Source organism: Ilumatobacter sp. (assembly GCF_049588435.1).
Taxonomy (GTDB): Bacteria; Actinomycetota; Acidimicrobiia; order Acidimicrobiales; family Ilumatobacteraceae; genus Ilumatobacter_A.
Map to the genome: position 1 here is coordinate 1 of NZ_JBAVYV010000163.1, position 15,687 is coordinate 15,687.

At 65.1% G+C, this 15,687-nt stretch carries 15 protein-coding genes; all 15 read left to right on the plus strand.

The window, feature by feature from the left end; all coding sequences use genetic code 11:
- Window positions 1–857 (plus strand): hypothetical protein (locus tag WBV89_RS05990; RefSeq protein WP_423980426.1); only part of this gene is annotated, 857 nt, incomplete at its 5' end.
- Window positions 857–1,489, plus strand: a complete 633-nt coding sequence (locus tag WBV89_RS05995) for an ATP-dependent Clp protease proteolytic subunit (RefSeq protein WP_423980427.1) — start codon at window positions 857–859, stop codon at window positions 1,487–1,489. The genes WBV89_RS05990 and WBV89_RS05995, both read left to right, overlap by 1 nt.
- A gap of 100 nt (window positions 1,490–1,589) precedes the next feature.
- Window positions 1,590–2,870 carry an ATP-dependent Clp protease ATP-binding subunit ClpX gene (gene clpX, locus WBV89_RS06000; RefSeq protein WP_423980428.1) on the plus strand — a complete coding sequence of 427 codons (1,281 nt, stop codon included), beginning with the start codon at window positions 1,590–1,592 and terminating at the stop codon, window positions 2,868–2,870.
- A 55-nt stretch (window positions 2,871–2,925) separates the two neighbouring features.
- A complete protein-coding gene (locus WBV89_RS06005; RefSeq protein ID WP_423980429.1) occupies window positions 2,926–4,215 on the plus strand; it encodes a bifunctional folylpolyglutamate synthase/dihydrofolate synthase in 1,290 nt (429 codons plus the stop codon).
- Window positions 4,216–4,306: 91 nt separating this feature from the next.
- Window positions 4,307–5,173, plus strand: a complete 867-nt coding sequence (locus WBV89_RS06010; RefSeq protein WP_423980430.1) for a transposase — start codon at window positions 4,307–4,309, stop codon at window positions 5,171–5,173.
- Between the two features lie 94 nt (window positions 5,174–5,267).
- Window positions 5,268–5,678: a nucleoside-diphosphate kinase gene (ndk, locus tag WBV89_RS06015; RefSeq protein ID WP_423980431.1), complete on the plus strand. Its 411-nt coding sequence runs from the start codon at window positions 5,268–5,270 to the stop codon at window positions 5,676–5,678.
- Between the two features lie 122 nt (window positions 5,679–5,800).
- A complete protein-coding gene (locus tag WBV89_RS06020) occupies window positions 5,801–6,835 on the plus strand; it encodes a rod shape-determining protein (protein WP_423980432.1) in 1,035 nt (344 codons plus the stop codon).
- 28 nt (window positions 6,836–6,863) lie between these two features.
- Window positions 6,864–8,282, plus strand: coding sequence for a rod shape-determining protein MreC (locus WBV89_RS06025; RefSeq protein ID WP_423980433.1), 1,419 nt, complete (start codon window positions 6,864–6,866; stop codon window positions 8,280–8,282).
- A 14-nt stretch (window positions 8,283–8,296) separates the two neighbouring features.
- A complete protein-coding gene (gene mreD, locus WBV89_RS06030) occupies window positions 8,297–8,836 on the plus strand; it encodes a rod shape-determining protein MreD (protein WP_423980434.1) in 540 nt (179 codons plus the stop codon).
- An 86-nt stretch (window positions 8,837–8,922) separates the two neighbouring features.
- Window positions 8,923–11,133 (plus strand): penicillin-binding transpeptidase domain-containing protein, encoded by a 2,211-nt coding sequence (locus tag WBV89_RS06035; protein ID WP_423980435.1) that lies wholly within the window; start codon window positions 8,923–8,925, stop codon window positions 11,131–11,133.
- Between the two features lie 38 nt (window positions 11,134–11,171).
- Complete coding sequence (locus WBV89_RS06040; RefSeq protein WP_423980436.1) at window positions 11,172–12,323, plus strand: FtsW/RodA/SpoVE family cell cycle protein; 1,152 nt, start codon at window positions 11,172–11,174, stop codon at window positions 12,321–12,323.
- 423 nt (window positions 12,324–12,746) lie between these two features.
- A complete protein-coding gene (locus WBV89_RS06045) occupies window positions 12,747–14,585 on the plus strand; it encodes an Rne/Rng family ribonuclease (RefSeq protein WP_423980437.1) in 1,839 nt (612 codons plus the stop codon).
- A gap of 141 nt (window positions 14,586–14,726) precedes the next feature.
- Window positions 14,727–14,933: a hypothetical protein gene (locus WBV89_RS06050; protein ID WP_423980438.1), complete on the plus strand. Its 207-nt coding sequence runs from the start codon at window positions 14,727–14,729 to the stop codon at window positions 14,931–14,933.
- Window positions 14,934–15,024: 91 nt separating this feature from the next.
- A complete protein-coding gene (gene rplU / locus WBV89_RS06055; RefSeq protein WP_423980439.1) occupies window positions 15,025–15,336 on the plus strand; it encodes a 50S ribosomal protein L21 in 312 nt (103 codons plus the stop codon).
- A 15-nt stretch (window positions 15,337–15,351) separates the two neighbouring features.
- Window positions 15,352–15,609, plus strand: a complete 258-nt coding sequence (rpmA, locus tag WBV89_RS06060) for a 50S ribosomal protein L27 (RefSeq protein WP_423980440.1) — start codon at window positions 15,352–15,354, stop codon at window positions 15,607–15,609.
- The last annotated feature ends 78 nt before the right edge of the window (window positions 15,610–15,687 follow it).

Consider the following 15,687-nt stretch of genomic DNA (forward strand, 5'->3'; position numbering starts at 1 on the left):
ACCTCGTCGGCGCATCGGCGGGCGACACGCTCGAGTTCGAGTCCACGCCGAAGGGCACCGACGAGGCGGCTGACTTCACGGTCACCGTCCAGATGGTGCAGGTCCGTGAACTCCCCGAGCTCACCGACGAGTGGGTCGAGGAGAACGTCGAGGACTTCGAGACCGTCGAGGCCTGGACCGAGAGCCTGCGCGAGTCGCTGAGCGAGCAGAAGCTCAGCACGGCGCGCCAGCAGGCCGGCACGAAGATCAACGGCGCCCTCGCCGAGCTCGTCGAGATCGAGATTCCCGAGCCGATGGTCGCCAACGACCTCAACCAGCGGGTGCAGGGAACGATCCAGCAGTTCCAGGCCCAGGGCATCGACTTCGAACAGTGGATGCAGGCCACCGGGCAGGACCCGGAGAGTTTCGTCGAGGGGATGCGCGGGCAGTCGGAGGAGGCCGTCAAGGTCGACCTCGCACTGCGGGCGATCGCCGTCGGTGAGAGCATCGAGGTGAGCGACGACGAGATCGAGCGCGAATACGCACGCCTCGCGATGCAGTACGGCCAGAAGGCGAAGGAGATCCGCCGGGCGTACGAGCAGAACGACGCCGTGTCCGAACTCGTGTCGCAGATCCAGAAGTCGAAGGCCTTCGACTTCCTGGTCCACAGCGCGACCTATGTCGACGAGAACGGCAATGAACTCGATCGTGATGCGCTGATCGGCCACACCCACGACGATCACGACCACGACCACGATCATGATCACGACCACGGCGGTGACGCCGACGCGATCGAGGCCGAGGCCACCGAGGACACCGAGGCCGACCCCGCGGAGACCGAAGCCACCGACACCGAAGCCACGGAGGATGAATCCTGATGGAACTCGACGCCACGAACTACATGGTTCCCAACGTCGTCGAGCAGACGGCTCGCGGTGAGCGTGCGTACGACCTCTACAGCCGGCTGCTCAAGGAGAACATCATCTTCTTGCAGACCCCGGTCGACGACACCGTCGCGAGCCTGATCTCGGCGCAGCTGATCTTCCTCGAGTCGGAGAATCCCGACAAGGACATCAACATCTACATCAACAGCCCGGGTGGCGACATCACGGCGCTCTTCGCGATCTACGACACGATGCAGTTCATCAAGAACGACATCGCGACGATCTGCCTCGGCCAGGCCGCATCGGCCGCAGCCGTGCTGCTCGCAGCGGGCACCAAGGGCAAACGCCTGGCGCTGCCCCACGCGCGGGTGCTCCTGCACCAGCCGTCCGGACAGGTCGGATACGGCCAGGTCACCGACCTCGAACTGGCAGCCTCGGAGATCCAGCGGATGCGCGAGATCCTCGACGGCATCCTCTCCGAGCACACCGGCCAGACGGTCGAGAAGATCCACACCGACACCGACCGCGACTTCGTCATGGAGGCTCAGGAGGCCTTGGAGTACGGCATCATCGACCAGGTGATCTCGTCCCGCGAATCCGTCGACCGGGGTGGCCCGATCCGCTGAATCCGCTCGGTCCTCGCATGAGGTCCCCAGATGTTGCACAATGTGAGGCCGTCGTCCGTACGTCGGACGACCAGAGCAGTGAGTGGAGGAGAGATCGACAGTGGCGAAATTCGGTGACACCGGCGAACTGTTGAAGTGCTCGTTCTGTGGCAAGTCGCAGAAGCAGGTCAAGAAGTTGATCGCCGGACCGGGCGTGTACATCTGCGACGAGTGCATCGATCTCTGTAACGAGATCATCGAGGAAGAACTCACCGAGACCGCAGACGTCAGTTTCGATTCGCTGCCGAACCCGCGCGAGGTCCGCGCGTTCCTCGACGACTACGTGGTCGGCCAGGACGATGCGAAGAAGATCCTGTCGGTTGCGGTGTACAACCACTACCGCCGGATCCAGCACCAGGCGGACAACGAGAACACGGTCGGTCGCCGCGACGAGGTCGAACTCGCCAAGTCGAACATCCTGCTGCTCGGTCCGACCGGCTGCGGCAAGACCCACCTCGCCCAGACCCTCGCCCGTCAGTTGAACGTGCCGTTCGCCGTGGCCGACGCCACCGCGCTCACCGAGGCCGGATACGTCGGCGAGGACGTCGAGAACATCCTGCTGAAGTTGATCCAGGCGGCCGACTTCGACGTCAAGCGCGCCGAGAGCGGAATCGTCTACATCGACGAGATCGACAAGGTGGCGCGCAAGAGCGAGAACCCGTCGATCACCCGTGACGTCTCGGGCGAAGGCGTCCAGCAGGCGCTGCTGAAGATCCTCGAGGGGACCCAGGCATCGGTGCCGCCCCAGGGCGGGCGCAAGCACCCGCACCAGGAGTTCATCCAGATCGACACCACGAACGTGTTGTTCATCCTCGGTGGTGCGTTCGCCGGGCTCGACGACATCATCGAGAACCGGATCGGTCAGAAGGGTGTCGGCTTCAACCACACGGTGCGCAGCCACATCGATCGCGATCCGGGTGAACTGTTCGCGCAGGTGCTGCCCGAGGACCTCGTGAAGTTCGGGATGATCCCCGAGTTCATCGGTCGCCTGCCGATGGTCGGAGCGGTGCGCTCGCTCGACAAGGAGGCGCTCATCGCGATTCTGACCGAACCGAAGAACAGCCTGATCAAGCAGTACGAGAAGATCTTCAGTTTCGAAGACGTCGAGCTCGAGTTCACCGAGGACGGTCTGGACGCGATCGCCGATCAGGCGTTGCTCCGCGCGACCGGTGCCCGCGGGCTGCGGGCGATCCTCGAAGAGGTGCTGCTCGAGACGATGTACGACCTCCCGGGGCGCACCGACATCGGCAAGGTCGTCATCGACGCCGAGACGGTCACCTCGAAGGTCAACCCGACGCTCGTGCCCCGCAAGGCCGCCCGCCAGCGCAAAGCCGCCTCCTGAAATGCGCGTCGGTGCCAGGCACCGACGCGCATTTTCGACCTGAGACAGGACACCGATGGATTTCCAGGAAGCGCTTGCGTATCTCGACGAGCACACGTCGTACGACAAGACCGGTCGGATCGACTCGCCGTCGATCGAACCGATCACGGCGATCTGCTCAGCGCTCGGTGACCCCCATCTGAGCGCTCCGGTGATCCACGTCACCGGGACGAACGGCAAGGGGTCGACCGTCCAGATCATCTCTCGACTGCTGGTCGCCCAGGGACTCACCGTCGGCACGTACACGAGCCCCCACCTCGAGGACGTCACCGAGCGCTTCAAGCGCAACGGTGAGCAGATCACCGAAGAGGACCTGGCCGAGCAGATCAGCGCGGTCGCCGAGATCGCGCCGCTCGTCGGCCAGGATCCCGGGTACTTCGAGATTCTCACCGCCGCGGCGTTCCGGTGGTTCGCCGACATCGCGGTCGACGTGATGGTCATCGAGGTCGGGCTGCTCGGCCGATGGGACGCGACCAACATCGTCGAATCACAAGTCGCCGTGATCACGAACATCGGGATGGATCACAACGAGTTCGCCGGTCCGTCGATTCGTGACGTGGCACTCGAGAAGTCGGGCATCGTCAAGCCGGGCTCGGCCGTGATCGTCGGTGAGACCGACCCGGACCTCGTCGACATCTTCCGCGAGGCCGGGGGAGCGACGACGTTCGTCCGTGACGAGGACTTCGCGACGTTGAGCAATGCGCTCGCCGTCAACGGGCGCATGCTCGACCTGCGGACGCCGACGACGATCTACACCGACATCTTCCTGCCCCTCAACGGTGCGCATCAGGGCGACAACGCCGTCCTCGCGCTCGCTGCCGTCGAGACCTTCTTCGCCGCACCGCTGCCCGAGGACGTCGTGATCGAAGCTTTCGCCGAGGTGTCGATGGCCGGCCGTTTCGAAGTACTCGGCCGCCAGCCGCTGGTGATCGTCGATGGCGCCCACAACCCGGTCGGTGCCGACACGTGCGCCTCGGTGTTCTTCGGCGACTTCCATCCCGATGGCCGTCGCATCCTCGTCGCCGGGACGACTCGCGATCCGCTCGAGATGCTGGCCGCACTTCGCGCCGACGAGTTCGACATCGTGTTCGTCGCGACCGCGCCGACGCCGAGAGGGATTCCGGCTGCGGATCTGGCCAGGGCAGCGGAGGAACTCGGCTGCGACCACGTCGTGAGCTTCGACACGGTCGAGGAGGCGTGTGTCCGCGCCACCGAGTACGCCGACGGAGACGACGCCATCCTCGTTGCCGGCAGCCTCTACACCGCCGGCGCCGCCCGCGCCACGCTCCAACGCCACGCCAACTGACGCCCATCGACAGACCGACAACTGGTGTCAGGCACCAGTTGTCGGGAGCCGCTCGTGCACTCTGAGGTACCCGGTCGTCAGGATCGAAGCCATGGGACGCATGCTCAGAGCCGACTCGCCGGGCGACTGGCACCACGTGATGAACCGCGGATCCGGACGCCGAAGGGTGTTCTGGAGCGACGACGAGCGAGCCGCATTCGTCGATCTGCTTTCCGAACTCGACGACCGTTTCGGCGTCGAAATTCATGCCTACTGCCTGATGGGCAACCACTACCACCTTCTCGTCCGTTCGGCGTCAGGGCGGCTGTCCGAGGCCATGTGCTGGTTGGGGTCGCGTTTCACGCGTTTGGTGAACTGGCAGCGCGGAGTCGACGGTGCGATCTTCCGCGGGCGATTCCATGCGGTCGCCGTCCAGCGTGAGCCGCATCTCGTCTGGCTCTTCCGCTACATCAACGCCAATCCGATCGACCTGGGTTGGCAGCAACCACTGGCCGAGTATCCATGGTCGGGACTGGCCGCCTCGTTGGGGATGGCGGCGGGGTCGCCGGACTGGGTACGAACCGACGCTGTCACCTCGTTCTTCGGCCGTGACCCCGGCCGTCTCGAAAGGTTCGTCGAGCAAGCGAGAGATCCCGGTCGCTTGAACCAGGAGCGATTGATCGACGATGTCGTGCAGGAGGACATCATGGACGCTCTGCAGACGGCCCGGCTCGCCGGCCCCGCCGTCAACACCGAGACCGAAGTCAGAGCGGCGCACACCCATCTGGCGATCGAAGCAGGCGTCGCTGCGCACCACATCGACACGGTCGTCCACCTCGAGCCGGAGTCGGCCGCCCGCTCCATCGAACGCGCTCGGCGGCGTTGCTCAGGAATCGGCCCGACGCACGACCTGGTCGCACGAGCGAAATCGATCCTCGCGTTCGAGCGGGACCTGGACGCCCGGACAGCTGGTGCCTGACACCAGTTGTCGCCACGCCAACTGAGGCCGGCTGACGGAGTGGCGTCGGTCATCGTGTGCCTGACACCGGATGGCGGGGATAGATTCGACAGCCATGTCTGATCGCACCCTCGTCCTGTTGAAGCCCGATGCCGTGGAGCGCAAGCTCGTCGGTGAGATCGTGTCGCGCTTCGAGGCGAAGAACCTCGACGTCGTCGCGATGGACCTGCGCTCGCTCGATGCCGACACCCTGGCCCGCCACTACGAAGAGCACGTGGGCAAGGGCTTCTACGGCGAACTCGTCGAGTTCATGAGCCGTGGCCCCGTCGTGGCGCTCGTCGTCGAGGGTCCCCAGGACACCTGGCAGGTCGTGCGCACGATGATGGGCACCACCAACCCTCGCGATGCGGCACCGGGAACCATCCGGGGCGATCTCGGAATCCTGTTCACGGAGAACCTGGTCCACGGCAGCGACTCGCTCGAGTCGGCACAGCGTGAGATCGGGATCTTCTTCCCGAATCTGTAACATTTTCCTCCGGCGGGCGACCTCTGCGCCCGATCGAAGTAGTTTCAGATCGCAGACCAGTGTGGCGCCGTTGGCGTGCCCGCTCGCAACCACCAACACAGCTCGCGAAGGGAGGGCCCGACGTGGCCCGCAACAACCCACTCAGTCTGGGGCGTGACCTCGCCATCGACCTCGGCACGGCGAACACACTCATCTACGTCCGCGGCCAAGGCGTCGTGCTGGACGAACCCTCCGTCGTCGCGATCAACGTCAACGACGGTCGTCCCGTCGCCGTCGGGCTCGAGGCGAAGCGGATGATGGGGCGCACCCCGAACCACATCAAGGCGATCCGACCGTTGAAGGACGGCGTCATCGCCGACTTCGAAGTATGCGAGAAGATGCTCCGCTACTTCATCCAGAAGGTCCACGCATCGAAGTGGAGCAAGCCGCGCATGGTGATCTGTGTGCCGTCGGGCATCACCGGTGTGGAGCAGCGTGCGGTGCAGGACGCGGCCGAATACGCCGGTGCGCGCAAGCCCGTACACATCATCGAGGAGCCGATGGCCGCAGCGATCGGCGCGGACCTCCCGGTCCACGAGCCGTCGGGCAACATGATCGTCGACATCGGCGGTGGCACGACCGAGGTCGCCGTGATCTCACTCGGGGGAATCGTCACGGCACAATCCGTCCGGGTCGCCGGCGACGAACTCGACGACGCGGTACTGCAGTACGTCAAGAAGGAGTTCTCGCTCGCGATCGGTGACCGCACCGCCGAGGAGATCAAGATCCAGATGGGGACCGCCTGGCCGCTGGAGGAAGAACTGACCGCGGACATTCGCGGGCGGGACCTGATCTCGGGCCTCCCGCGCACGATCCAACTCACGACCGAACACGTTCGTGAAGCCCTTGCCGAGCCGATCTCTGCCATCGTTGACGCCGTGAAGACCACGCTCGACAAGACACCACCCGAACTCGCGGCGGACATCATGGAGGACGGCATCACGATCACCGGTGGCGGCGCGCTCATCGGTGGACTCGACGAACGGCTCACCCACGAGACCGGCATGCCGATCCGCGTTGCCGACGAGCCCCTCTACAGCGTCGTCATCGGATCCGGCCGCGCGCTCGAGAACATCGATGCGATGCGCGGCCTGATGTCGATGGGCGGCGAAGACTGAAACCCACCGCCCGGGTTCGGTCCAGCTCATGGCCATCTACACCGTCGGTCGTCGACGCGTCATCCTCGCGCTGCTGCTCACCGGCGCACTGCTCCTGACCCTGGATCTGCGCGGAAATGCGGTGCTCGACACCGTTCGCGACGGATTCTCCCGCGCGATGGCGCCCGTCGAGCAGGCGGTCGACGTGGCCACCGCTCCGGTCCAACGGGCGTGGAGCTCGTACACCAACTACGACAACCTCGAGCGTGAGAACCAAGCGCTGAGTGACGAGATCGACCGCCAGCGGGGCACGCAGGCCGCGGCCGAGGCGAGCATCATCGACTACCAGCTGCTGCTCGCGCTGAACAACCTTCCGTCCCTGTCGGGAATCGAGACCTCCAAGGCGCAGGTCGTCGGCGGCGCGAACAACAACATCGACCAGGTCGTCGAGATCAACAAGGGCACCGATCACGGGATCGCCGTCGGCATGCCCGTGGTCAACCAGGCCGGTCTGATCGGCAAGATCACCATTGCGAACGCCACGACGTCGACGGTGATGCTGGTGACCGATCCGCGGTACTCGATCCCCGTCGAGATCCTCGCCGGCACCGGCGACCTCGAGGTCGAGGACCCGGCCAACACGACCCCGTCCGGGCGCAGCGACGACGAGAACGAGGAACTCGTCGAGCAATCGGAGGCGGAGCAGGCAGCGGAGCAGGCAGCGGCGGAACAGGCCGCTGCCGAGGAGGCTGCCGCCGAACAGGCCGCCGCCGAGGAAGCACCGCCCGGGACGTCGCCCCAGGACGTCTTCGCGGACGACGTCGTTCTGCCCCAGTCGGGAGACCCGAACGACCCGGCGAATGTGGAAACGCCTCCCGAAGAAGTGCCCGTGGTCGATGCCGATGACAACCCGATCGATGCGACCATCGTCGACGATGCCGAGGGCAACCTCGCGGTCGTCGACGCGGACGGCAACCGATTGCAGGCGACGATCACGACGGTCGCCGAGGGAATCCCGGTCGAAGCGGTCGTCGAGACCAACGATGACGGCGTCCCGATCCAGGCACCGGACCCGCTCGATGCCGATGGCAACCCGATCGAGATACTCGAGCCGACGGAGACCACCACCACGACCACGCTGCCGCCAGAACCCGAACAGCTCGAGAAGGAGTTCGGGGTGCTGCAGGGACGCGGGAACGGTCGTCCCCCGCAGGTGCGTTTCCTGCAGGACATCCCGTCGCTCGCCGAGCTCCAGGTCGGCGACCTGATCGAGACAGCGGGCGGCTCGGAGAGTCTCGCGCCGCCGAACATCCCGGTCGGTCGTGTCATCAACCGCGCCGACCGCAACGGGGTGGCCGGGCCGCTCCTCGAGATCGAACTGAACGCCGACCTCGACAAGTTGAACTTCGTCCGCGTCGTGCTCTATCAGCCGTTGACCGAGGTCGCCGAGATCGACGACGTCGAGTAGCCGGCGACCTTTCGATGATCGCTGCATTCGTCCAGAGCTCGCTGATCCGGCTGATCCCCGTGGGGATGCTGCTGTTGGCGATCCAGCGCACCGTCTTCGTCGAGATCAAGATCTCCGGTGTGATCGTGCAGTTGGTGCTCGCGTTCGCTGCGGCAGCGGGTGCCAGCGGTGGCTCGGAGCGGGGAGCGGTTGCCGGGTTCGTGCTCGGAGCGATGGTCGACCTCACCCAGGGCACACCACTCGGATCGACGGCGATCGCCTTCACGATCGCCGGTGTCGTGGCCGGTCTCCTCGCGCTCGTGGCCGCCGATCCGCAGTGGTGGTTGCAGGCGATCTTCGTTGGATTGGGTTGTGCCGCGGGAGAGACGATGCAGTCGGTCGTTCGGCTGTTCATCGGCGAGGAACACCCGTGGCCGGCGAACATGGGCAAGGTCCTGTTCATCGTGACCGTGTCGGGCGCGCTGCTGTCACCGCTCCTGATCCCGCTCAGTCGATGGTGCCTGAGGATCCGGGGAGCGGAATGGACCGCGCCGACCGAACAACCTCCCGTGTAGCGTCTGGACGCTGAGGGTGACGCACAACCGTCGAGCTTCTGGCGCCATGATGCACATGACGGTTGTGTGACGGGCAGACTGTTCGGATGGCCATGGACAAGCGCGCGACCCGACTCGGCGTCCTCGCGCTCGTGGGGACGATGCTGTTCGGACTCGTCGGTGCCCGACTGTGGTTCTTGCAGACCGTCGAGCAGGAGGGGTTGCAGCAGGAGGTCGAGCAGACGAAGCGCCGTGAGGTGCCGTTGCTCCCGGAACGCGGACGGATCTTCGATTCCGACGGACGGATCCTGGCCGACAACGAACGCGTGTTGACCGTCGCCGTCGACTGGGATGTCATCCGTCGCGATGACGACCGAGCGGAGATCTTCCGCCGGCTGTCCGGATGGATCGATGTGCCGGTCGAGGAGATGGAAGAACGCTTCGACAGTCAGGTGTACAGCCCGTTCCTGCCGATGCCCGTGATCGAGGACATCGACGAGCCGACGGCCGCCGCGATTCTCGAGCGTGTGGAGGACCTCCCGGGCGTTCAGATCATGGAAGAGGCACGACGGGTGTACCCGTTCGCGCCACTCGCCAGCCACGTCGTGGGCTACATGGGCCGCATCACCGCCGAGACCAAGGACGCGTACCTCGACGACGGCTACCAGCTGATCGAGCGCGTCGGAAAGTTCGGGATCGAACTCTCCATGGAGGAAGAACTCCACGGAACCCCCGGCAAGGTCGTCTACGAGGTCGACAAGTCGAGCCAGATCGTGCGCGAGATAGAACGCATCCCGGCCGTCAACGGCAACGACATCCAGCTGACGATCGATCTCGACCAGCAGCAGTACGCCGAGCAGGCGCTGGAGAGCCAACTCAAGTTGCGTCAGCTCGAGACGGCACGCAATGGGCTCGATCCCGAGACCGACTTCAAGACGCGCTTCTTCACCGACTATCCCGCTGAGGTCGCGTACAAGGCGCCGGCCGGTGCGGTGGTCGTCGAGAACCACGAGAACGGCCACATCGTCGCACTCGCCAGCTACCCGACCTTCGACAATCGGTGGTTCGAGGCGGGCCTGTCGATCGACGAGTTCGAGCAGGTCTTCCCATCGAAGAACGAGGACGGGACGAAGATCGACCCCGACAAGTCGATCCTGGTCAACCGGGCGATCCAGGGTCGTTACAACCTCGGATCGACCTTCAAACCGTTCACGGCGTACGCGGCGTTGAACACGGGTCTGCTCTCCACGGGCGACTACTACCGCGACACCGGCACGTATCAGATGACCTCGATCGAGGAGGATCAGTGCAATTCGGGGGCCGTGCGCTGCGTGTTCAAGAACGCCACATGTTCGGGTACCGGTCGGCCGTGCGTGTACGGAATGGTCGATGTCGAGACCGCCCTGGCGGTGTCGAGCGATGCGTTCTTCTACCGCATCGGTGAGGACATCATGGTCGCGAACGACTACGAGCCGATCCTCCAGGAGCAGGTGCGCATGTTCGGATTCGGTGCCGACACCGGAATCGACCTGCCCTTCGAGTTCGACGGGACGGTGCCCGACAAGGAACTGAAGGCCCGCTACGGCGAGCTCGGTGTGATCAGCGAGGACGAAGGTTCCGGATACTTCACCGGTGACAACGTCCAACTCGCGATCGGACAGGGGCTGCTGTCGGCGTCTCCTCTCCAACTCGCGACCGGGTACGCCACGATCGCGAACGGCGGGTTCGTGATGCGCCCCGAGATCGTCAAGGCCGTCTACGAACCGGGCGTTCCCGACGACGTGGAGCCCGGGTACGCCGACCTGTCCCAGGCGCGCTTCGCCGAGGAGCCGAACCTGCGCGGCGATCTCGTCCGCCAGATCGCGATGCCCGAGGAGATCCAGCGCGAGATCACCACCGGGTTACGTCGTGTAATCACCGGGCCGGGAACCACGAGCGACTACTACCATTCGACCACCGGTGAGAAGCTCTTCTACACCTATCCGTCGAGTGCGATTCCGGTTGCCGGCAAGACGGGCACCGCGCAGGGCGCCGGCAACTACCCGTGGAACGACTCCTCGGCGTTCGCCGCGTTCAGCGTCGACCCGGAGCGCCCGTTCACGGTGTCCGCGTATCTCGAGAAGGCGGGGTACGGCTCGCAGGCGGCCGGCCCCGTGGTCAAATGCATCTTCCTCCAACTGTCCGGAATGGCCCCCGCAGAAGCGGTCGAGCTGTCCGATCCGTTGGACACCTCGGTGTTGAAACCGGCCGAGTCGAACCACCTCGCCGATCAATCGTGCTATGCAGGTCGTTTCTCGCCGACCGCCGTCACCGAGTGATCTGACGGCGTTCGCCCGTACAGCATCGACCGATCGACATGTCCACCTCGTTCCTCTCCCGCAAGCCCGATTCGGGTCTGGGCAACATCAGGGCGAGTCCGGCCGACCCCACGCGCAACATCGACTGGGTCCTCCTGACCGCTCAGGCCCTCCTGGCGGTGATCGGATGCTTCGTCGTGTTCTCCGCGACTCGGTTGCGGTTCACCAACGAGTACGACCTCGTCACGAAACAGGTCGTCTTCGCGATCCTCGGCATCGTCGCGATGTCGATCATGATGAGCGTCGATTACGAGTACTGGAAGGAGCGCGCGCGAACCCTGTACATCTTCACGATCGTCAGCCTGGTCCTGCTGCTGGCGCTGGCCGTCGTCCAGGGGCAGGCGCTGATCGCGTTCGACCTCGGACCGATCAACTTCCAGCCGGCCGAGTTCGCCAAGCTGACCACCCTGCTGATGCTCGCCACGTTCCTGGCCGAGGAACGCAGCGAAGAGGTGTCGTATGCGCGCTTCCTCGGCGGGCTGATCATCGTCGGCATCCCGGCGGTGTTGATCATCGTGCAGCCCGACCTCGGGTCGGCGTCGGTGATCGTCTCGATCGCGATGGGCGTCCTGCTGGTCGCCGGAGCCAAGCTGCGCTACATCTTCCTGATCTCGTTCCTGTCGCTTGCAACCGTCGCTGCGGCCTTCTTCGGACGGCTCGTCAACTCGTATCAGCTCGCACGAATCCGCGCCCTGATCAATCCCGACGCGGTGAACTCGAGCGACACGTACCAGGTCGACAATGCGATGCGCGCCCTGGGCACCGGGGGAGTCTGGGGCAAGGGCTACCTGAAGGGCCCGCTCACCAACGATGGTGACATCCCGGTGATGTGGGCCGACTTCCCGTTCGCAGCCGTCGGCGAACAGTTCGGGCTCGTGGGATGCGCCGTCGTGCTCGCGCTGATGGCGGTGTGTCTCGTCCGGATCTGGCGCATCGCCCATCTCTCGCGGGACCTACTGGGTACGTATCTGTGCGCCGGCGTCTTCGTGATGCTGCTCTGGCAGACGTTCCAGAACATCGGGATGACTCTGAAGATCATGCCGGTCACCGGTCTGCCGCTGCCGTTCATCAGCTACGGCGGTTCCGGGCTGATCGTGTACTTCGCCATGTTCGGCCTCGTGCAGAGCGTGCACATGCGGCGGATGCGCTGACGCGCAGGCGCCTGGCGGCGCCTGACCTCGGCTGACGTCGAGGATCCGCCTTTTCTCGGCATGGCGGCCGAGCTCGCTGCGCTCGGATGGGCGATCTGGCCGTCGCCTTCTCGGTCGGGATGTTGAGATCGTGCCACCAGGATGCGCGTTCGCGCTCGGCTTGCTGTGTCTCGTGGCGGGTCCATCGGGTGTGACCGTTGGCCCAGTAGGATGACCCGCCAGTGATCGACACCGATGAAACCACCCCCGGACCGGCGCATTTCGCCGGCGCGGCGTCGGTGGTGTCGACCTCGACGACCCGCCCCATCAGCCGATGCGGCGGTACCAACATCACGAATGCCGGGGTCCGCCCGCTCAGCGGCCCGACCCGGGTGACGGAGCAGCGACACGCGTCGCCGCTCCTGAGAAGGGATTCGCTCCATCATGGACAACGACCAGAGCACCGCGCCAGACACCGCGGCGCCCAACGATCAGGGGCGCAGCGGGTCAACTGACTCCGACGAGCGACGATCCGACGACCGTGCACAGCGCGGTCGCCGCGAGGCGAGCGGCGACCGACCTGTCGGCAACGACGACCGCAACGACGTCGAACTCCCGGAGAAGATCTCCGAGGGCCGCCCGTCGGCCGAGGCGTCCGAGAAGGCGCTCGTACGCAAACCCCAGATCGGCGACACGATGCCGGTTCCGAGTTCTCCACCACCCGGTCGAGCGTCCGGCTCGGGTGACGACGCGCCGAAGGAACGCAGCGGTGGCTCGAAGCGCCGGCGGCGCGGCGGGAAGGGCAAGGGCGGCGGAAGTTCGTCCGACATGTCCGAGAGCCGCCAGCAGAACGCGTCGACCGACAAGGCTGGAACGGGCGACGCCGGTTCCAAGGACAAGTCGGGCGGCGGAAAGAAGAGTCGCCGCGGGCGTGGAAAGGGCCGCGAGCGCCAGTCGGCCGACCCCGAGGCATTCCTCGAGCAACGCAAGGGGCGCGAACGCAACGGCAAGCCCGTCGGCCGGTACTTCATGTGCGTGCAGGTGCGCCCGGGCATGGCCCAGGTCGCCGTGCTCGAGGGCCGCAACCTGATCGAGCACTACGTCAGTCGGCCCGCCGACGATGTGGCTCAGATCCACGGCAACATCTACATGGGCAAGGTCCAGAACGTGCTGCCGGGAATGGAGGCCGCCTTCGTCGACATCGCGACTCCGAAGAACGCGGTGCTCTACCGCAGCGACGTCCAGTACGACCCCGCCGACATCGAGGTCAAGGGCAAGAACCCGCGCATCGAGGACATCCTCAAGAACAAGCAGATGATCCTGTGTCAGGTCACGAAGAATCCGATCGCCCACAAGGGTGCTCGGCTCACGCAGGAGGTCTCGCTACCCGGACGTTTCGTCGTTCTGATCCCGAACTCCAAGACCTACGGCATCTCGAAGCGACTTCCCGATGACGTCCGCAAGCGCCTGCGCAACATTCTCGATCGGGTCAAGCCCGACGAGCACGGTCTGATCGTGCGCACGGCGGCCGAGCACGCCACCGAAGAAGAGCTCGTCGGTGACATGACGCTGCTCCTCAAGCAGTGGCACGACATCGAGGCGAAAGCGGCGAAGGCACAGCGTCCGACACTGCTGTCACGTGAGCCCGAGCTCGCTGTCCGGGTGATCCGCGAGGAGTTCAGCGCCGACTACCGCGGCGTCATGATCGACGACCAGCGGCTCTACGAAGAACTGCGCGACTACGTCACCGCGTTCAACCCGGAGCTCGCCGACCGGATCGAGTTCTACGACGCCGAGGCCGAGGGGCTCTCGCTGTTCGAGCGTTTCCACGTCCATGAGCAGGTCCACAAGGCGCTCGATCGCAAGGTGTGGTTGCCCTCCGGTGGATCGCTGATCATCGAGCACACCGAAGCCCTCACGGTGATCGACGTGAACACCGGCAAGAACGTCGGCAAGTCGAACCTCGAAGAGACGGTCTTCCACAACAACATGGAGGCCGCCGAGGAGGTCGCGAAGCAGCTGCGCTTACGCGACATCGGCGGGATCATCGTGATCGACTTCATCGACATGGAGATTCGCGACAACCGGGCCAAGGTCGTCGGGGTCCTGCGTGACGCGCTCGCTCGCGACAAGACCCGATCGCAGGTGTTCGACATCGGTGAACTCGGCCTGGTCGAGATGACCCGCAAGCGGATCGGCGAGGGGTTGCTCACCGAGTACAGCGAGATCTGCCCGGACTGCGAAGGCCGGGGAGTCCAGGTCGACTTCTCGATGCTGGAGTGATCACGAAGACGCGCAGGTGCCACCTACGCTGACCCGATGCAGATCGAGATCACCGATGACGCGCAACGGCTGCTGGCGAAGAAGGGCGGAACGATGTCGATCGACTTCATCCGTCCGACCGGTTGAGGCAAGGTCGCCGAGGTGTCGGTCGACACCAATGTCAAGGGCAAGAACCTGGCGCCGTACCGCAAGCTGCGCCACGAGAAGTTCCGCATCCTGATCACCCCGCAGTTGATCGGCATGGCGGAGTCGATGCGCGTGGTCGCAACAGGCTCGATCGCGAAGAAGTTGCAGGTCGAGTTCCAGGCCGCACCGGGTCCGGGCGGCGACAGCTGCGACGTCTGCTGAGGTCCCGGACGTGGTGTGACGGGCGCCGGGCGGGGGAGCGGGTCGCACAGGGTGTCGGCGAGCATTCCCGGCGATAGTGTTGCTCCTCGCTATGTACGCAATCATCGCTTCGGGCGGCAAGCAGGAAAAGGTCGCCCCCGGTCAGCAGGTTCGTGTCGAGTTGCTCGACGGTGACGAGGGCAGCGACGTGTCGCTGCGCCCCGTCATGATCGTCGACGGCGACACGATTCTCTCGACCCCTGACGAACTCTCGAAGGCCTCGGTCACCGGCAAGATCGTCGGACGGACCAAGGGACCCAAGATCAACGGGTTCACCTACAAGAACTCCACGACGTACCGCCGTCGCTACGGCCATCGTCAGAAGTACCACATGGTCGAGATCACCTCGATCTCCCCGAGCTGAGCAGAGGAGCACGTCATGTCAAAGACCAAAGGTGGCGGTTCAACCCGCAACGGGCGCGACTCCAACGCGCAGCGCCTCGGCGTGAAGGCCTTCGACGGTGAGAAGATCACCGCCGGTTCGATCATCGTGCGTCAGCGTGGCACCCGGTTCCACCCGGGCCACAACGTCAAGATCGGCAAGGACGACACGTTGTTCTCGACGATCGACGGATCGGTCAAGTTCGGATCCCGCAAGGGCCGCAAGACCGTCGACGTCCTCGAACTCGTCGACTGAACGAACTCGGCGCTCACCGAGCGCCCCCCGAACTGAAGAAGCCCCGACCACGCGGCCGGGGCTTCTTTCGATTTTCAG